At 61.0% G+C, this 17,634-nt stretch carries 16 protein-coding genes and 1 pseudogene; 6 read left to right on the top strand and 11 right to left on the bottom strand.

Features of this window, described 5'->3' with window-relative positions; all coding sequences use genetic code 11:
• Window positions 1-12: 12 nt before the first annotated feature.
• Window positions 13-1,974: a choline transporter BetT gene (betT, locus tag ACP7EE_RS00535; RefSeq protein ID WP_426202212.1), complete on the top strand. Its 1,962-nt coding sequence runs from the start codon at window positions 13-15 to the stop codon at window positions 1,972-1,974.
• A gap of 24 nt (window positions 1,975-1,998) precedes the next feature.
• Here betT and ACP7EE_RS00540 read toward each other — a convergent pair whose 3' ends face one another.
• The 5 genes from ACP7EE_RS00540 to ACP7EE_RS00560 form a co-directional block, all read right to left on the bottom strand.
• Window positions 1,999-2,259: a hypothetical protein gene (locus tag ACP7EE_RS00540; RefSeq protein WP_426232784.1), complete on the bottom strand. Its 261-nt coding sequence runs from the start codon at window positions 2,257-2,259 to the stop codon at window positions 1,999-2,001.
• Window positions 2,260-2,284: 25 nt separating this feature from the next.
• Window positions 2,285-2,752, bottom strand: a complete 468-nt coding sequence (locus tag ACP7EE_RS00545) for a DoxX family protein (RefSeq protein WP_228731944.1) — start codon at window positions 2,750-2,752, stop codon at window positions 2,285-2,287.
• A 75-nt stretch (window positions 2,753-2,827) separates the two neighbouring features.
• Complete coding sequence (locus ACP7EE_RS00550; protein ID WP_426232787.1) at window positions 2,828-3,724, bottom strand: SDR family oxidoreductase; 897 nt, start codon at window positions 3,722-3,724, stop codon at window positions 2,828-2,830.
• 30 nt (window positions 3,725-3,754) lie between these two features.
• Window positions 3,755-4,261 (bottom strand): DUF1097 domain-containing protein, encoded by a 507-nt coding sequence (locus ACP7EE_RS00555; RefSeq protein WP_426232789.1) that lies wholly within the window; start codon window positions 4,259-4,261, stop codon window positions 3,755-3,757.
• A 32-nt stretch (window positions 4,262-4,293) separates the two neighbouring features.
• A complete protein-coding gene (locus ACP7EE_RS00560) occupies window positions 4,294-5,034 on the bottom strand; it encodes an SDR family oxidoreductase (protein WP_420646752.1) in 741 nt (246 codons plus the stop codon).
• 130 nt (window positions 5,035-5,164) lie between these two features.
• On the opposite strand from ACP7EE_RS00560, the gene ACP7EE_RS00565 reads away from it, so the two are divergent.
• Both ACP7EE_RS00565 and ACP7EE_RS00570 read left to right on the top strand, forming a co-directional pair.
• On the top strand, window positions 5,165-6,055 hold the full coding sequence (locus tag ACP7EE_RS00565) for a LysR substrate-binding domain-containing protein (RefSeq protein ID WP_426232791.1): 891 nt from the start codon (window positions 5,165-5,167) through the stop codon (window positions 6,053-6,055).
• Window positions 6,056-6,075: 20 nt separating this feature from the next.
• Window positions 6,076-6,171 (top strand): annotated as a pseudogene (locus ACP7EE_RS00570) (type II toxin-antitoxin system HicB family antitoxin); the annotation flags it as partial.
• Between the two features lie 15 nt (window positions 6,172-6,186).
• On the opposite strand, the gene ACP7EE_RS00575 reads toward ACP7EE_RS00570, so the two are convergent.
• Window positions 6,187-7,239, bottom strand: coding sequence for a LacI family DNA-binding transcriptional regulator (locus tag ACP7EE_RS00575; RefSeq protein ID WP_426232793.1), 1,053 nt, complete (start codon window positions 7,237-7,239; stop codon window positions 6,187-6,189).
• Window positions 7,240-7,445: 206 nt separating this feature from the next.
• On the opposite strand from ACP7EE_RS00575, the gene ACP7EE_RS00580 reads away from it, so the two are divergent.
• The 3 genes from ACP7EE_RS00580 to mgrA are packed head-to-tail and all read left to right on the top strand — an operon-like array spanning window position 7,446 to window position 12,069.
• Window positions 7,446-9,671 carry a TonB-dependent receptor gene (locus tag ACP7EE_RS00580; RefSeq protein ID WP_426233408.1) on the top strand — a complete coding sequence of 742 codons (2,226 nt, stop codon included), beginning with the start codon at window positions 7,446-7,448 and terminating at the stop codon, window positions 9,669-9,671.
• Window position 9,672: 1 nt separating this feature from the next.
• Window positions 9,673-10,992, top strand: a complete 1,320-nt coding sequence (locus tag ACP7EE_RS00585) for an LLM class flavin-dependent oxidoreductase (RefSeq protein WP_426232795.1) — start codon at window positions 9,673-9,675, stop codon at window positions 10,990-10,992.
• 39 nt (window positions 10,993-11,031) lie between these two features.
• Window positions 11,032-12,069 (top strand): L-glyceraldehyde 3-phosphate reductase, encoded by a 1,038-nt coding sequence (gene mgrA / locus ACP7EE_RS00590; protein WP_426202002.1) that lies wholly within the window; start codon window positions 11,032-11,034, stop codon window positions 12,067-12,069.
• Window positions 12,070-12,229: 160 nt separating this feature from the next.
• On the opposite strand, the gene tauD is transcribed toward mgrA, so the two are convergent.
• The 5 genes from tauD to gshA form a co-directional block, all read right to left on the bottom strand.
• The gene (tauD, locus tag ACP7EE_RS00595; protein ID WP_426232797.1) at window positions 12,230-13,072 is read right to left on the bottom strand and encodes a taurine dioxygenase; all 843 of its coding nucleotides are present in this window, start codon (window positions 13,070-13,072) and stop codon (window positions 12,230-12,232) included.
• Window positions 13,073-13,098: 26 nt separating this feature from the next.
• Window positions 13,099-13,938, bottom strand: coding sequence for a taurine ABC transporter permease TauC (tauC, locus tag ACP7EE_RS00600; RefSeq protein WP_426201998.1), 840 nt, complete (start codon window positions 13,936-13,938; stop codon window positions 13,099-13,101).
• Window positions 13,935-14,729: a taurine ABC transporter ATP-binding subunit gene (gene tauB / locus ACP7EE_RS00605; protein ID WP_426232799.1), complete on the bottom strand. Its 795-nt coding sequence runs from the start codon at window positions 14,727-14,729 to the stop codon at window positions 13,935-13,937. Before tauB ends, tauC begins: the two co-directional genes overlap by 4 nt.
• A 16-nt stretch (window positions 14,730-14,745) precedes the next feature.
• Window positions 14,746-15,723: a taurine ABC transporter substrate-binding protein gene (tauA, locus tag ACP7EE_RS00610; protein WP_426232801.1), complete on the bottom strand. Its 978-nt coding sequence runs from the start codon at window positions 15,721-15,723 to the stop codon at window positions 14,746-14,748.
• A 271-nt stretch (window positions 15,724-15,994) separates the two neighbouring features.
• Complete coding sequence (gene gshA, locus ACP7EE_RS00615; protein WP_426232803.1) at window positions 15,995-17,578, bottom strand: glutamate--cysteine ligase; 1,584 nt, start codon at window positions 17,576-17,578, stop codon at window positions 15,995-15,997.
• Window positions 17,579-17,634: the final 56 nt, after the last annotated feature.

Genomic DNA, 17,634 nt, shown 5'->3' on the forward strand with positions numbered 1-17,634 from the left:
GGTCTGGTGCGGATGAATCCGCCGGTTTTCTACTTCGCCGCGACGGTGATTCTGCTGTTTGGCCTGGTGGTCATCGCCATCCCGGAGCAGGCCGGTGCCTGGCTGCTGGAAGCGCAAAACTGGGCGGCCAATACGGTCGGCTGGTATTACATGCTCGCGATGACGTTGTATCTGGTCTTCGTGGTGGTCACCGCGTTATCAGGCTACGGCAAGATAAAACTCGGTGCCGACCACGACGAGCCCGAGTTCAGTTACCTGTCCTGGGCCGGCATGCTGTTCGCGGCCGGGATCAGCATCACGCTGTTCTTCTTCTGCGTCTCCGAACCGCTGACGCATATGCTTCAGCCGCCTCAAGGCGAGGCGGGCACTGCGGATGCGGCGCGCCAGGCGATGCAGATTCTGTTTTTGCATTGGGGCTTGCATGGCTGGGGCGTGTTCGCTTTCGTCGGCATGGCGCTGGCGTACTTTGCGTACCGGCATAACCTGCCGCTGGCCCTGCGTTCGGCGTTGTATCCACTGATCGGCAAGCGCATCAACGGCCCGATCGGTTACGCGGTGGATGGCTTCGGCATTATCGCCACGGTGTTCGGCCTGGGTGCGGACATGGGTTTTGGTGTATTGCACCTCAACTCCGGTCTCGACTACCTGTTCGGCATCGCCCATACGCAATGGATTCAGGTCGGCCTGATCACGCTGATGATGGGCGCGGCGATTCTGGTGGCTGTGGCCGGCGTCGATAAAGGCGTTCGGGTGATGTCCGACATCAACATGCTGCTGGCCTGCGCGCTGCTGCTGTTCGTGCTGTTTGCCGGTCCGACTCAGCACCTGTTGAACACCTTGATCCAGAACGTCGGCGACTACCTCGGCGCGCTGCCGATGAAGAGTTTCGACCTTTACGCCTACGACAAACCGAGCGACTGGCTCGGTGGTTGGACGGTGTTTTACTGGGCCTGGTGGATTGCCTGGTCGCCGTTCGTGGGCCTGTTCATCGCGCGGATTTCCCGTGGCCGTACCATCCGCGAATTCGTCTTCGGCGTGCTGTTGATTCCGCTGGGTTTCACCCTGGCGTGGATGTCGATTTTCGGCAACAGCGCCATCGATCAGGTGCTTAATCACGGCATGTCGGCGATGGGTATGTCGGCGATTGAAAACCCGTCGATGACCCTGTATCTGCTGCTGGAAACCTACCCGTGGAGCAAAACCGTCATCGCGGTGACGGTGTTTATCAGCTTCGTGTTCTTCGTGACTTCTGCCGACTCCGGCACCGTGGTGCTCTCGACCCTGTCGGCCAAGGGCGGCAATCCGGACGAAGACGGGCCGAAATGGCTGCGGGTGTTCTGGGGTGCGATGACCGCGCTGATTACCAGCGCGCTGCTGTTCTCCGGCAGCATCGATGCGCTGAAATCAGCGGTGGTACTGACCTCGCTGCCGTTCTCGCTGATTCTGTTGTTGATGATGTGGGGCCTGCATAAAGCGTTCTATCTGGAATCGCAGAAGCAGATCGCGCAGCTGCATTCGCTGGCACCGGTTTCCGGTTCGCGGCGTGGCACCGGCGGTTGGCGTCAGCGTCTGAGCCAGGCTGTGCACTTCCCGTCGCGGGACGAGGTGTACCGCTTCATGGACTCCACGGTACGCCCGGCGATTGAAGAAGTGACCGCTGTGTTCGTCGAGAAGGGCCTGAACGTGGTCACTCAGCCGGATCCGGCGCATGACAACGTCAGCCTGGAAATCGGTCACGGCGAGCAGCATCCGTTCATCTATCAAGTGCAGATGCGTGGCTACTTCACGCCATCGTTCGCGCGGGGCGGCATGGGTTCCAAACAACTCAACAACCGCCGCTACTACCGTGCCGAAGTGCATTTGAGCGAGGGCAGTCAGGACTACGATCTGGTCGGCTACACCAAAGAGCAGATCATCAACGACATCCTCGACCAGTACGAACGGCACATGCAGTTCCTGCATCTGGTGCGTTGATTGGAGGCTGAGCGTCGGGTCCGGTCAGGACTCGGCGCTCAGCACCATGTACAACACCATCGCCGCTACTGGCACGCCGAAAACCATACTGCCGATCACCAGTTCCGCCCCCATCGGCTGGCCGGCATGCACCACGCCCACTGCACCATTAATCACCGTCAACGCGAGCCACAGCGCGGCGAAGCTGTACGCCATCGTCTGGCGACTGAAGCCGATGCGCTCGCCGATGTAGAGCATCAGGGTCAGCAGAACCAGGCCGAAGAAGATGATGATGGTGGTGTGCATGGCGACGTCCTCGCGACCGCAACTTTCAGAGTTCTCGACCTAAAGTGTGGTCGAGTGAGTAGCGTCCTGCTCCGCGAAACAGGATGTACAGCGACAGAAACGCCATCAGCACCGGGTATTCGATGCCACGGTCGATCCAGGGCCACGTAGGTCCGAGAATACTGGCGATCGTCAGCATCTGGATACCCATCATCGCCGCCAGCAGGCGCGTGCCCAGTCCCAGAGCCAGCAGCAATCCGCCGACACCTTCCAGCAGTGCCACCAGCAGGCCAATCAGGCCCGGCATAGGCAGGTGCAGGACGTTCTGGATCAGGTTGATCGACGCGGCCATCGGATCGGCCATCGAACCGTGCGACTGACCCAGCAGTTTGGGCAAGCCGTGGGTCACCATGATCACACCGTACGTGGCGCGTAACAGGGCGTAGGAAATGGGTTCACCGAGGCGATAGAACGGCGCAAGGGCGAGAATAAGCAAGGTCGGGTTCTGGCGCATGGGGAGCTCCGAGGCACGGGTCATCAATGATCGTTCCCACGCAGAGCATGGGAACGATCGGTGGCAGAGCAGGCATTAGCGCAGTGTCGGTTTCAGCAGGTCTTCCAGACCGATGCGGCGGAACATCTCGGCGCGTACCCGATCGGCCATGGCGTTGACGATTTCCGCGCCGTCCTGCGACGGGTCGATATGGTGGCGGAACGGGCGAGTGCCGAAGGGCATGCCGACGATCTCGACGATAGCCTCGGCCACCTCGCCCACATCTGCGTCTGCCGGTTCCAGCGCGGCCAGACCTTTGAGTGCCTGATCCGGTACCCCGGCGTACGGGCCTTCGTTGTATTCGGCGGCACGGGCCTGATCGGCGGGCGAGCCGGAGTGCACGAAATGGTTGGTGCCCTTGGTGAAGGCACCCGGCACGATAATCGAGGTTTCCACGCCCCAGCGTGCCAACTCACTGGCGTAGGACACCGCCAGTGAATCCATGGCTGCCTTCGCCGCAAAGTACGGCGCCAGATACGGCGGAGTACCGCCGCGAGCACTGCTGGAGGACACCCACATCACCAGGCCTTGGCCTTGCTTGCGCAGTTGCGGCAGTGCTGCGCGGTTGACCCGCTGGGTGCTCAGCACGTTGATGTCGTAGAGCTGGGCAAACTGCTCCGGAGTAAAGGCCTCGGCGGGCCCGAACGACATGTGTCCGGCGTTGTGGATGATCACGTCCAGCTGACCGCAATCCTCGATAATTTTTGCGACACCGGCCTCGACCGATTCGGTGGACGCAACGTCCAGTTCGACGCTGCGCAAGTCGACCTGATGCTGGTCGGCGTAGCGCTGCACTTCAGTCACCTGTGGTGCGTTGCGGCCCAGGGTTTCACGCATGCTGGCGTAGACGGTGTGGCCAGCGTCGGCGAGCGAGCGGGCGGTCAGTGCACCAAAACCGCTGGAGGCACCGGTAATCAGAATGACGGATTTCATGGCGTTGATCTCTGCACAGTGAGGGTGGTTTCAGGCGCGACGAGGAAGGCGTTGTTGCGCGACGTGGGACAACCAGCCGGCGAAGGAACCGAGGGCGCCGGCGCCGCCCAGTTCAACGAAGCTTTCCAGGGAGGGTTCCAGGTGCGAGGCGAAGTAGGCGATCAGGCCGAGAAAGTAAGCGACGAGGTTGTTCATCGTCCGGGTGGCACGCAGCGACACCACGACCATTGCCACGACAAACACCACGACCGGCAGGGCAAACAGGCCCAACATGGGCGTCAGGGCGCCGATGCTCAGCGCCGCACCCATGCCGAAGGCGATGCCCATCAGCACACAGCCGAGGTTCACCAGGCCGTCGCGTAAGGTCAGGCCACGGCTAAAGAACGCAACCCAACCGACAAACATCGCCCACACTGGCAGGGTCAGCAACAGGCTGGAACCGGCCGCCAGTGCGGCAGTGGCGGCAGCCACCGCAGTGAACAGCGTAAACATCAGTTTCGATTGCCCGGTGTGGGCGGTATTGGCTGGATGACTCATGATTTTCTTCTCCTTGACTCGGGTGAGGACGCTCAGACGAGGCCGCCGTTGACGCGCAGGACTTGCCCGTTGACCCAAGCCGAATCCGGGCCGACCAGGAAGGACACGACGCGGGAAATGTCTTCTGGCTGAGCCAGGCGTTCCAGCGGAGGCATCTTGGCGAAGGTCTGAATCTGCTCTTCACTCTTGCCGTGCAGAAACAACTCAGTAGCGACCGGGCCCGGTGCCACGGCATTGACGGTGATGTTGCGTCCGCGCATTTCCTTGGCGAATACCTGGGTCAGCGACTCCACCGCTGCTTTGCTGGCGATGTACACCGCGTAACCCGGCAGGTTCATGCCGACGGTGCTGCTGGAGAAGTTGATGATCCGCCCGCCACTGTTCAAGCGTGTCGCTGCTTCGCGCAGGGTATTGAAAGTGCCGCGAGCGTGGATGTTGAAGTTCTGCTCGAACAGTTCGTCCGTGTGTTGCGCCAAGGGCAACACCTTGAGGATGCCGGCGTTGTTCACCAGTACATCGATCTTGCCCAGTTGTGCCTCGGTCTCATCGAACATGCGCTGCACGTCGTCGGCATTGGCGACATCGGCCTTGACCGCCATGGCCTGATGCCCGGCCTGGCGCAACTCCACCACCAGTTTCGAGGCTTCACTGGCGCTGCTCGCATAGTTGATGGCGACGGCGAAACCCTCGCTGGCCAGTTGCTTGGCAATCACGGCGCCGATGCCGCGAGAAGCACCGGTTACGAGGGCGACTTTCGAAGTTTGCTGAGTCATGGCGATGATCCTTGTGCAGGTGTTGATTGGGTGTGGAGCCAATTTCACATGTTTACTCACACCGATAAATGCACGAGAGTTGCCTTGACTGTTCAAAAATCGCCAACAATCAAAAGCCGGGGAAAGCGCCGTGGATCAAGTCAAAGCAATGAAGGTGTTCGTGCGGATCTACGAGCGCAGCAGCTTCACCCTGGCGGCCGATGACCTGAACCTGCCACGGGCGACACTGACTCACACCCTCAATCAATTCGAAGCCTGGCTCGGCACTCGCTTGCTTGAGCGCAGTACGCGCAAAGTGCGGCCGACACTGGACGGCGAGGCTTACTACCAACGCTGTGTGCAATTGCTCGCGGAACTGGAGGATGCCGAATTAGCGTTTCGCGGCGTGGCGCCAAAAGGACGGCTGCGGGTGGATCTGCACGGGACGCTGGCCAAGCATTTTGTGATCCCGGCGCTGCCGCAATTCATGGAGCGTTATCCCGACATCGAATTGTCGATCAGCGAGGCCGACCGCTTCGTCGATCTGATCGCCGAAGGCGTCGATTGCGTGCTGCGCGCCGGGACGCTTGGCGATTCCAGCCTGATCGGCAAGCGAGTCGCCAACCTGCGCCAGATCACCTGCGCCAGCCCGGCGTACCTGCGTCAATACGGTGAGCCGAAGAACCTCTCTGAATTGATAAACCATCGCGCGGTGAACTACGTCTCGCGCACCACGGCCAAGTTGTTTCCCTTCGAATTCATGGTCGACGGCGAACTGCAGGAAGTCGCCATCGACGGTGCTCTGTCGGTGTTCGGCGCCGAAATCTACGCCGCCTCGGCCATTGCCGGGCTAGGCCTGATCCAGTGCCCGCACTACCGCATGCAAACCCAGATCGAACAGGGCCTGGTCCGCGAAGTGCTCACTGAAACGCCACCGCCGCCAATGCCGGTCTCGGTGTTGTATCCGCACAACCGACACATGTCGCCACGGGTTCGGGTGTTTGTGGATTGGTTGGGGGAAGTGTTTGCTGACGCGGGCTAGCAGAGGAAGGATTCAGCCACATGAAATTCCCGGTCGTTCTGCACAAGGATGCCGACTCGGACTACGGAGTGATTGTCCCGGATGTACCGGGGTGCTTCTCCGCAGGCGTTACGGTTTTTTGGCGGCAGCAGCTACAGTTCTGTGGGGCTGGTGCTTTCGCGTTCGATGATTCGGCACTCCAGCAAATTCAAGCGCTGCACTTCATCAGTTGGTATTACCCCGAGGCTCTCCAGCACCCGCGTCGCCGCCAGCACGCCAATCTCCAGTGCCGGCGGTTTGATCGTGCTTAAACTCGGCAGCAGCATCTCGGCAAACGGGTAATCGCCGAAGCCGAGCACGGCGCAGTCTTCGGGGATTTTCAGGCCGGCGCGTTGGCCCGCGAGCAAGCCGCCGGCAGCGAGGTTGTCGTTGGCGAAGATGATTGCGTCGGGGCGCGGTGAAGCGCTCATCAGCGTTTGCATCGCCTGCTTGCCGGCCTCGAACGGCGCACGGTCGGCATCCGGTGCAAACACCCACGGCTGCAGCCCCAACTCGCGCACAGTGGCAGCGTACCCATCGCGGCGCTCCAATGCGCTGAAGTCGCCGGGCGCGCTGTTTTGCACGAACGCGATGCGCCGATAGCCTTTGTCGTGCAGGTAGCGCGCGGCGCTGACGCCCACTGCAAAGTGCGAAAAACCGATCTGCATCGGCTCGCGATCAGGCTGGTAATCCCAGGTTTCGATCACCGGAATATCCGCCTCAGCGATCATCTTTTCCGTGCCCACGCTGTGAAAATGACTGGTCAGCACCAGTGCCGCCGGCGACCAGCCGAGGAACGCGCGCACTGCGTTTTCTTCCTGCTCGGTGCTGAAATAACTCGACGCCAACAACAGCTGATAACCGTGACGACTGAGGGTGTCGCTGAAGCCTTGAATGGTGTTGGCGAAGATCGGCCCGGAGATGTTGGGGATCACCATGCCAACGATTTTGCCGCGCGCCGAAGCCAATCCTCCGGCCACCAGATTCGGCACGTAGCCCAACGCTTCCACCACCGCCGCAATCCGCTCGCGGCGCTCAGGCGAAACCTGCTCCGGTTGATTGAAGTAACGCGACACGGTGATCGCCGAAACACCCGCTTGCCGAGCCACCGCATTCAGGGTCACGCGCCCGGCGCCACGGCGTCTGCGCGGTTTTTCTTCACTCAAGGGTCGATCCTTCTTGAAAACCAAATCGCATATAAAAGTAATTTTTCAGTATTGGACGCTCTATGGCTGAGTTGCCAATACTGGCGATGTTAGCGCTAACAAAGCGCGTTGTCTGCTACTCGCTCGAGCGAATGCCCATGACACCAAAACAGGCGCTGTCGTCGCAGAACGGCAGCGGTCCAGGGCAACTTTCGAGCGGGCAGAGCATGCACAACATTCCTGGGGCGACACACAAACTGGCGCAATCGATTCGCGCTGCGGGCTGGCTACTCACCGGATTGGCCGCGTTGCCAATGCCCGCTGCGTTCCCCGCCGACAGCAGCGATCAAGAACCGACACTCAAGTCCGTAACGGTCACCGCCACTCGTCGTGAAGAGTCGCTGCAAAAGGTCCCGGTGGCGGTCTCGGTGATCGACGGCGAACAGCTGGAACGCGATAACCGCAACGGCGTGGCGAGCATCGTCCAGCAAGTGCCGTCGCTGAACTTCCGCACTGGCGCATCGAACAAGGACACCTCGTTGTTCGTGCGCGGCGTGGGTACGATTTCCACTTCTCCAGGCGTTGAGCCGACCGTGGCCACGGTGATCGACGGTGTTGTTTATGCGCGTCCCGGACAGTCCACTTTGGATTTGCTGGATCTGGAACGTGTCGAAGTCCTGCGCGGTCCGCAAGGCACGTTGTTCGGCAAGAACGCCTCGGCCGGCGTACTGAATATCACCAGCAAGGCACCAACCAACGAGACCCACGGCTACATCGATCAGTCGTACTACAGCGGCAACGAAAGCCGCACGCGTTTCGGCATTGGTGGCAGCCTGATTCCGGACACGCTCAAAGGCTCGATCAGCACTTTGTTCGGCAGCTACGACGGCAACGTCGACAACCAACATAACGGGCACGAGGTCAACGGTTACAACCATCGCGGCGTGCGCGGAAAACTCGAATTCACCCCGAATGATGAGCTCACCTTCACCCTGATCGCCGACTACATGCAGTCGCACGACGACGCGCCTAACGGCGTGGTCAGCAAGTCGCTGACCCCAGCGTTCACTAACGCGTTGCGCCCCGTCAATGCGACCAGCTACAACCGCGACATCAACACCGACACCCGCAGCCACGTCGAGGACACCAACAAAGGTTTGTCCGGGCAACTCGACTGGCAACTCGGCGATTACACCCTGACGTCGATCACCGCGTGGCGCGGCTGGGACAACACCCAGTATCAGGACGGCGACCGTCTCGGCACGGTGACCGCAGCATTCCCCGGCACGGCGGACAAGGGCGATCTGGCCTTCGATCAATACTCGCAAGAGCTGCGCCTCGCTTCGCCAAAAGGTGAATTCCTCGAATACGTCGGTGGCCTGTTCTACATGCACGGCAAGGACGACGAGACCTATCAGCGCACACTCACCACAACCACCCGCACCGAGCGAGGCGTGGCCGATTACAGCACCACCAGCGACAGCTACGCGGTGTTCGGTGAGAGCACGCTGAATTTCACTTCGGACTTTCGTGGCATCGCCGGCCTGCGCTACACCCACGATGATCTGGAATACGATCACCGCCGCGTCTCGACCTCGGCGACCACCGTCAGCGGCATTCAACCAGCGACCAGCAGCTCCGGTTCGGTGGACGAGGACGGCTGGTCCGGGCGCCTCGGTGTGCAATACGACTTGAGCGATGCGGTCACCAGCTATCTGACCTACTCGCGCGGCTACAAAGGCCCGGCCTACAACGTGTTCTTCAACATGCAGCCGCGCGACACCGAGGCGCTGAAACCGGAAACCTCCAACACTTGGGAAGCAGGGATCAAAGCCACCTCTTGGAACAATCGCCTGACCACCAACCTGGCAATTTTCCACAGTGATTACGACAACTATCAGGCGAACTTTTTTGACACCGTTGCCGGCCAAGTCGTAACGCGCCTGATCAATGCTGGCAGCGTCAGCACTGAAGGCGTCGAACTCGACTATGTGTTGCAGGCCACTCAGCAGCTGAAACTCTCCGGCGCACTGGCCTACACCCGCGCACGCATCGACGAATTCGCCTGCCCGGCAGGCGCGGCGGCATCGTGCAACGTCAACGGCAAACCGCTGCCGTTCAGCCCGGACTGGAAAAGCTATGTGCGCGCCGATTACACAATCCCGCTGGATAACGGCCTGGATGTCGAACTCGGCACCGACTACAGCTGGCAGAGCGAAGTGCAATACGACATCAGTCAGAACGTCGACACCAAACAGGGCGCTTACGGCATCTGGAACGCCAGCATCGGATTGGCCGATTACACCAATGGCTGGCGCGTGGCTTTGCTCGGCAAAAACCTCGCCGACAAGTCTTATTCGCCCCTGCTGGCCAGCGGCGGCAGCTACATCTATCGCGCCGTGCCGCGTGATGACGAACGCTACTTCGGCGTGCAACTGCGCAAGGATTTCTGAGATGAGCAGACAGCTGAAACTCGGCGCGTTTCTCATGGCCACCGGGCACCACGTGGCGGCGTGGCGGCATGCGGATGTACCGGCGAATGCCGGGCTGGATTTCGCTCATTACAAACGGCTGGCGCAGATCGCCGAAGCGGCAAAGTTTGATGCGTTGTTCGTCGCCGACAGCGTTGCAGCGCCGACCCACGACATCGCCAGCCGCATGGCGCGCTCGGATCACTTCGAGCCGCTGACTTTGCTTTCGGCTTTGAGCGCAGTCACGGAACACATCGGGCTGATCGCCACGGCGACCACCAGTTACAACGAGCCGTATCACGTCGCGCGCAAATTCGCTTCGCTCGATCATTTGTCGGGCGGGCGCGCGGGATGGAATCTGGTGACTTCGGACAACGCCGCCGAAGCGCAGAATTTCGGCCGCGATGAACACATCGGCCACGCCGAACGCTACAGCCGGGCGCGCGAGTTTCATCAAGTCGTGACCGGGTTGTGGGACAGCTGGGAGGACGATGCCTTCATTCGCGACAAGGCCAGCGGTGCTTACTACGACCCGGCGAAGTTGCATGTGCTGAATCACGTCGGCGAACACTTTCGAGTCAAGGGCCCGCTGAACGTCGCGCGTTCGCCGCAGGGGCAACCGGTGATTGTGCAGGCGGGGTCTTCGGAAACCGGTCGCGAACTGGCTGCGCAAACGGCTGAAGTGGTGTTCACCGCGCAGACTTCACTGGCCAGCGCTCAAGCGTTTTACGCCGACCTCAAAGGACGCTTGGCCAAGTTCGGCCGCAGCGCCGATTCATTGAAAATCATGCCGGGTGTTTTTGTCGTGGTTGGCGAGACAGAGCAGCAAGCGCTGGAGAAATATGAAACGTTTCAGCAATTAGTCGAACCCGAGGTTGGCGTGGCATTACTTGGGCGTATGCTGGGCAACTTCGATTTGTCGAAGTACCCGCTGCACGGGCCGTTGCCGGAATTACCGCTGACCGACAGTGGCCAGCAGAGCCGTCAGAAACTGCTGACCGAACTGGCGGGCCGCGAGAACCTGACGCTCGCCGAACTCGGTCGCAGGATTGCCGGTGGTCGCGGGCATTACAGCCTGATCGGCACGCCGGCGCAGATTGCCGACCGCTTGCAGGAGTGGTTCGAGCAAGGCGCGGCGGATGGTTTCAACGTGCTGGTGCCGCATCTGCCCGGCGGTCTCGAAGACTTCGCCAACGGCGTAGTGCCGGAACTGCAACGGCGTGGGCTGTTCAGAACCGAGTATGAAGGCCGAACCTTGCGCCAGAACCTTGGCCTCGCCCGGCCCGGCAATCGATTTGCGTAGCAATCGACACCCAATTCAAGACAGACAAGAGAGGATTCGATGACTTACACCGCTGCCGAAAACCGCTATGACTCCATCCCTTACCGCCGCGTCGGCCGCAGCGGTCTGGTGCTGCCGGCGCTGTCGCTCGGCCTCTGGCACAACTTCGGCGACAGCACGCCGATCGATACCCAGCGCTCGCTGCTGCGCACCGCGTTCGACCTCGGTATCAATCACTTCGACCTGGCCAACAACTACGGCCCGCCGTACGGCAGCGCCGAGGTCAACTTCGGTCGTCTGCTGCGCGAAGACTTCAAGCAGTACCGCGATGAGCTGATCATTTCGAGCAAGGCCGGCTGGGACATGTGGCCCGGCCCGTATGGCCAAGGCGGCGGTTCGCGCAAATACGTGCTGGCCAGCCTCGACCAGAGCCTGCAACGCCTCGGTCTGGACTACGTGGATATCTTCTATTCGCACCGCTTCGACCCGGACACCCCGCTGGAAGAAACCGCCAGCGCCCTCGCCACTGCGGTGCAACAGGGCAAGGCGTTGTACATCGGCATCTCGTCGTATTCCGGGGTGAAAACCCGTGAGATTGCTGCGCTGCTCAAAGAATGGAAAGTGCCGCTGCTGATCCACCAACCGGCGTACAACCTGCTCAATCGCTGGGTGGAAAAAGACCTGCTCGACACCACCGAAGAGCTCGGCACTGGCGTGATTGCTTTCACACCGCTGGCGCAAGGTCTGTTGACCGACAAATATCTGAACGGCGTGCCGGCGGATGCGCGGGTCAATCGCCCGGGCGGCGGTTCGTTGCAGGCTTCGCACTTGTCCGAGGCGAATATTGCTCACGTGCGCGCGCTGAACGAGATTGCCAAGCGTCGCGGGCAGAGCCTGGCGCAACTGGCGCTGGCGTGGACACTGCGTGATCCGCGAGTGACTTCGGCGCTGATCGGTGCGAGCCGGCCGGAACAGATTATCGAGAACGTCGGGGCGTTGAAGAATTTGAGTTTCAGTGCGGAGGAATTGGCGGAGATTGACCGGTTTGCGCAGGAGGGCGGGATTAATCTTTGGGAGCGGCCTTCAACGGCTGAGTAACTGTTCGGCGCCGGATTCTTCGGCGCCTCTTCCGGCCCCATCGCTGGCAAGCCAGCTCCCACAGGTACAGCGGCGTTCACAAGTTTTGTGTACGCCACCAGTCCTGTGGGAGCGGGCTTGCCCGCGATGAGGCCCTCACATTCAACCAACTATTCTGGGTTCAGCGGAAGAAAGGCACATCCCCCAACACCGTAGCCCGCTGCATCACCCGCCGCGCCGGGCGGTAGTCGTCCACCGCATAATGCTGCGTCACGCGGTTATCCCAGAACGCAATATCGTCCTGCTGCCAACGCCAGCGAATGGTGAATTCCGGGCGTGTCGCATGCGCAAACAGAAACTTCAAAATCGCTTCGCTCTCGGTCTCCGACAGCTCATTGATCTTCGACGTGAAGCCTTCGTTGACGAACAGCGAGCGCCGTCCGCTCACCGGATGCGTGCGAATCACCGGGTGCGACAGCGGCGGATTCTTGCGCCGCGCTTCTTCCCACTGCGCCAGCGCTTGCGGCGTGTTGCCATAGCGCTCCAGCGGAAACGAACGCGTGAAATCGTGCGTCGCAGTCAGGCCTTCGAGCAAACTTTTCATTGGTGCCGACAGCGCTTCATACGCCGCAATGCCACTGGCCCACAGCGTATCGCCACCAAACTCTGGCAGCAGCTTGGCGCTGAGCACTGCGCCCATCGCTGGGGTCGGCAGGAAAGTCACGTCGGTGTGCCAGATCGCGTTGTCGCGCACGTCGGTGACGGCGGTGTCGAGGATCAGCACTTCGGGTTGCTCGGGCACATTCGGGTAGATCGGGTGAATGTGCAGGTCGCCGAAATAGGCGGCGAAGCGCGCCTGTTGCGACGGCTGAATCGGCTGGTTGCGGAAGAGCAACACCTGGTATTTGAGCAGCGCCTGTTCGATGGCGTTGCGTTGTTCGAGGTTCAGCGGCTGGCTGACGTCGACGCCGCTGATCTGCGCGCCGAGGGCTGAGCTTAATGGGGTGATATGCAGGCTGCTCATGGTGGTTCTCTTCAATTCCGGGGCTGTCAGTGGGCCTGGCCGTGCCACGGCACCAGTTTGCGTTGCAGGGCGCGCAGGCCCATTTCCATGGCGAAGGCGATCAGGGCTATGACCAGAATCCCCAGCACCACCACATCGGTAACCAGGAACTGCGCGGCTGACTGCACCATGAAGCCCAAACCGCTGGTGGCGGCGATCAGTTCAGCGGCGACCAGGGTCGACCAGCCAACTCCCAGACCAATGCGCACGCCAGTCAGAATATCCGGCAGGGCACTGGGCAAAATCACATGGCGAATCAGCTGTGCCCGCGTCGCGCCCAACGACTGCGCCGCGCGCAATTTGGCCGGGTCGACCGTGCGTACGCCGGTCGCGGTCGCGATGGCAATCGGCGCGAAAATCGCCAGGTAGATCAGCAGCACTTTCGACAACTCGCCGATGCCGCACCAGATCACGATCAGCGGCAAATAGGCGAGTGGCGGAATCGGCCGGTAGAACTCGATCAGCGGATCAAGCACGCCACGGGCGATGCGGTTGGAACCGATGGCGATGCCGACCGGCACCGCTGTCAGAATCGCGAAGCCGAGGCCCAGACCGATGCGGCTCAAACTCGCGCCCAAGTGCTGCCACAGGGTTGAGTCCATATAGCCAGTCGTCACCAGCAGCCAGCCTTTTTGCAGCACGGCGGAGGGTGGCGGCAGGAACAGCGGTTCGATCAAACCGCTGGCGGTTACGGCCCACCAGATCAGCACCAATGCCGACAATGTCAGCAGGCTGATCCAGCGCGTGCTCAGGCCGCGCCGAACCGGAATTACCACCGAAGTGCCGGCGGGTTTTACCGTGGCTGCAGAAACGTCGTAACTGCTCATGCGCGCTCCTGCCGCTGGGCGGCGCTGCGTTGCGAGAACACTTTGCCAAGCACGTGTTCGCGGGTTTCGATGAAGCGCGGGTCGGATTTGATCGCCCGCGCCGACTCGCCAGCAGCGTAACGCTGGCCGAAATCCAGGTGCAGACGTTCGACGATCTGCCCCGGATTGGGCGCGAGCAGAATCAGGTCAGTGGCAAGGAACACCGCTTCTTCAATGTCGTGAGTAATCAGGAACACCGGTTTGGCGGTGCGTTGCCAGACTTGCAGCAACAGTTCCTGCATCTGTTCGCGGGTGAACGCATCGAGGGCGCCGAAGGGTTCGTCCATCAACAAAACGCGCGGATCGGCGGCGAGGGCGCGGGCCAGGCCAACGCGCTGTTTCTGGCCGCCAGAGAGTTGCCAGATACGCCGGTTTTCGAAACCGGAGAAGTCAACCAGCGCAAGCATTTCACGGGCGATTTTTTCGCGTTTGTCCTTGGCCACTCCGGCCAGTTCCAGACCGAAACCGACGTTGGCCAATACGTCCTGCCATGGCAGCAACGCGTCGTCCTGGAACACCACCCCGCGCTCGGCGCTTGGGCCTTTGACGGGCACGCCATCAAGGGTGATGCGCCCGGCACTCGGCTCGACGAAACCGGCAATCAGGTTCAACAGCGAAGTCTTGCCGCTGCCGGACGGGCCGAGGGCCACCAGCAATTGCTGAGGCCCCAGGGTCAGAGAGATATCCGCCAGCACAGGTGCAGGGCTGCCGGGATACTGTGCGCTGATACGCTCCAGCTGTAGCAAGGCCATCGCATTTAGCTCCCGATCAGTTGGTGATGTATTTGGCGCTGACGTACGGCGCGTAGTCCGGCAGTACCGCGTCGACCTTGCCTTGTTCCTTGAGGAACACGGCGGTGTCGGTGATGGCTTTGGTGGTCGGCGCGCCGAGGTCGCTGACCTGGTCCGCTGCCAGCGGGTAGACGTTGCCTTGCAGCAGCAATGGAATGTCGCTGGCCTTGGCGCCGGAGAGTTTCACCAGCTTGTCGACGTTGCTTTGATTGGCGAGCCAGGCTTTCGGGTCTTTGCGGTAATCGGCGTAGGCGTCGAGGGTGACCTTGGCGAACGCGGTGACGATTTCCGGGTGTTTCTCGGCGAAGTCTTTACGCACGATCCACGCATCGAAAGTCGGCGCGCCGAACTTCGCCAGCTCGCCGGAAGTGATCAGCACTTTGCCGTTTTCCTTGGCTACACCCAGCGCCGGATCCCACACGTAAGTGGCGTCGATGTCACCGCGTTTCCACGCGGCAATGATCGCTGGCGGCGCGAGGTTGAGCACGGTGACTTTCGATGGATCGATGTTCCAGTGTTTCAGCGCCGCCAGCAGGCTGTAGTGACCGGTGGACACGAACGGTACGGCGATCTTCTTGCCGATCAGATCCTGTGGCGTCTTGATCCCGGAGCCGTCGCGAGCGACCAGTGCTTCAGCGGCGCCGATCTGGGTGGCGATGAGGAAAGTTTCCACCGGGACTTTGCGCGTGATCGCAGCAGTCAGCGGGCTGGAACCGAGGTAGCCGATCTGCACGTCGCCGGAAGCGATGGCAGTGATGACGTCGGCACCGTTGTCGAATTTGCGCCAGTCGATTTTGGCGTGGGTGGCTTTTTCGTAAGCGCCGTCGGCCTGGGCGACTTTCGCCGGGTCAACGGTGGTTTGGTAGGCGACGGTGAAGTCGGCGGCCTGCGCCATAAAACTCGCGGCAGCCAGAGAGGCTGCTGCCAGCAGGCGAAGCGGGGAATTCATTTTCATGGGGGAGCTCCTCATCAGGCGGCCGAGGGTCGGCGTGTGAGGAGACTAAATGATCTAAGAATCCAGAAATAAATAACTTTTTCGAATTAGCTTATTAACGGAAAAATCTAAGGCAGGGATGAACTCTCGTGGCGAGGGAGCTTGCTCCCGCTGGAGGCCGAAGGACTCCCAAATCGATTCAACGCGGTGTGACAAGTAATCCGTGTTTTATGGGTTTGCGACTGCTGCGCAGCCGAGCGGGAGCAAGCTCCCTCGCCACAGGGGATCTCTGTCAATTACTGATCGCCAAAATACTCGCCTGATACGACCCGACAAACACATCAAAATCCCCAACCTCGTTCTGCTCAAGCTCTGCCTGCGCCGCCAGTGATGTCCGCGCCAGCTCTTCAAACTTCGCCTGTTCCTCAGCTGCCAACGGCTCGCTACGGAAATACTCGGCATGCTCCTGGCTCTTGCGCAGGGAGAACTGCGCAAAGCTCTCCTTGTGTTCCGCCATCGCCGCCAGCACTTGAGCCGAAGGCGTCAGCGACGAATCCTTGACCTTGGCCAGTTGCACATCCAGCGCCTTGCTGTGAGCGTCGCCGCCGTGGCTTTGATCGAGCAGCGCGGCCAGTGGGGCGATCTGCTCCAGCAGCTCGGCGGCCCATGCCTTCATCTCGACCGGCTCACCGTCGCGCTGCAATTGCAGGCCCGGACGCCGACCTTCCTTGACCACGCTCAGGAAGTTCGAAGTGGCTCCGCTGCAGGATATGTTGGTCAGCAGCGGGCTGTCGTTGAGCGCGCAGTACAGCAGGAACGCGTCGAGGAAGCGCGACTCGGTGAGGTCGATGCCCATCGGCAAAAACGGGTTGATGTCCAGGCAACGTACTTCGACGTACTGAATGCCACGCGCCACCAGCGCCTGAATCGGCCGTTCGCCGGTGTAGGTCACGCGTTTCGGGCGGATGTTCGAGTAGTACTCGTTTTCGATCTGCAGGATGTTGGTGTTGAGTTGCACCCACTCGCCGTCCTGGTGCGTACCGACTTCAACGTACGGCGCGTACGGCGTGGCCACGGCTTTGCGCAGGCTGTCGGTGTAGCTCGCCAGATCGTTGTAGCACGGCGTCAGGCCGGCCTGAGCGTTGCTCTGGTAACCGAGGTCGCTCATGCGCAGGCTGGTGGCGTAAGGCAGGTACAGGGTGTCCGGATCGAGCTGTTCAAGCTGATGCGAACGACCGCGCAGGAAGCCCGCGTCCAGCGCCGGCGAGGCACCGAACAGGTACATCAACAGCCAGCTGTAGCGACGGAAGTTGCGGATCAGCGCGATGTAGGAAACCGACTGAAAATCGCGGTCAGTGCCGACAAAGCCTTCGGCTTCCTTCAGTAGCGGCCAGAGTTTTTCCGGCAAGGAAAAGTTGTAGTGAATCCCGGCGATGCACTGCATGGTCTTGCCATAACGCAGGGCCAGGCCCTTGCGGTAGACGTACTTCAACTGACCGATGTTGGAGCTGCCGTAATAGGCGATCGGGATATCTTCCTCGGCCGGCAACGGGCACGGCATCGATGGACTCCACAGGTACTCGTTGCCGAGCTTGCTGTAGGCGAAGCGATGAATCTTGTCGAGGCTGGCCAGCGTATCGGCCGGATCCGGCAGGGCAGGCGTGATGAACTCCAGCAGCGACTCGGAATAGTCGGTGGTGATCTGTTCGTTGGTCAACGCGGAACCCAGGCTTTCGGGATGCGGTGTTTGCGCCAGACGACCCTCGCCGGTCACGCGCAGGCATTCACGTTCGATACCGTGCAGGCACTGCTCGAGCAGAGAGAGGTTGGCGCGCTCACCGAGCAGAGCCAGGCGGCGGTTGAGAAGTTCGCTCAATTTGGATTCCTTCACGCGTCAGTCGCCCCAATATGGGGGTGGGCAGGACGGTCTAC

It is taken from the genome of Pseudomonas sp. TWP3-2 (genome assembly GCF_049897765.1).
Lineage (GTDB): Bacteria > Pseudomonadota > Gammaproteobacteria > Pseudomonadales > Pseudomonadaceae > Aquipseudomonas.

What these genes read in the sequence shown, in the direction of transcription:
- tauA (WP_426232801.1), bottom strand. Translation starts at nt 15,723, where the DNA reads ATGAAAATGAATTCCCCGCTTCGCCTGCTGGCAGCAGCCTCTCTGGCT.
- tauD (WP_426232797.1), bottom strand. Translation starts at nt 13,072, where the DNA reads ATGAGCAGCCTGCATATCACCCCATTAAGCTCAGCCCTCGGCGCGCAG.
- tauC (WP_426201998.1), bottom strand. Translation starts at nt 13,938, where the DNA reads ATGAGCAGTTACGACGTTTCTGCAGCCACGGTAAAACCCGCCGGCACT.
- ACP7EE_RS00550 (WP_426232787.1), bottom strand. Translation starts at nt 3,724, where the DNA reads ATGAAATCCGTCATTCTGATTACCGGTGCCTCCAGCGGTTTTGGTGCA.
- tauB (WP_426232799.1), bottom strand. Translation starts at nt 14,729, where the DNA reads ATGGCCTTGCTACAGCTGGAGCGTATCAGCGCACAGTATCCCGGCAGC.
- ACP7EE_RS00585 (WP_426232795.1), top strand. Translation starts at nt 9,673, where the DNA reads ATGAGCAGACAGCTGAAACTCGGCGCGTTTCTCATGGCCACCGGGCAC.
- ACP7EE_RS00540 (WP_426232784.1), bottom strand. Translation starts at nt 2,259, where the DNA reads ATGCACACCACCATCATCATCTTCTTCGGCCTGGTTCTGCTGACCCTG.
- ACP7EE_RS00580 (WP_426233408.1), top strand. Translation starts at nt 7,446, where the DNA reads ATGCACAACATTCCTGGGGCGACACACAAACTGGCGCAATCGATTCGC.
- ACP7EE_RS00555 (WP_426232789.1), bottom strand. Translation starts at nt 4,261, where the DNA reads ATGAGTCATCCAGCCAATACCGCCCACACCGGGCAATCGAAACTGATG.
- ACP7EE_RS00560 (WP_420646752.1), bottom strand. Translation starts at nt 5,034, where the DNA reads ATGACTCAGCAAACTTCGAAAGTCGCCCTCGTAACCGGTGCTTCTCGC.
- betT (WP_426202212.1), top strand. Translation starts at nt 13, where the DNA reads ATGAATCCGCCGGTTTTCTACTTCGCCGCGACGGTGATTCTGCTGTTT.
- ACP7EE_RS00545 (WP_228731944.1), bottom strand. Translation starts at nt 2,752, where the DNA reads ATGCGCCAGAACCCGACCTTGCTTATTCTCGCCCTTGCGCCGTTCTAT.
- mgrA (WP_426202002.1), top strand. Translation starts at nt 11,032, where the DNA reads ATGACTTACACCGCTGCCGAAAACCGCTATGACTCCATCCCTTACCGC.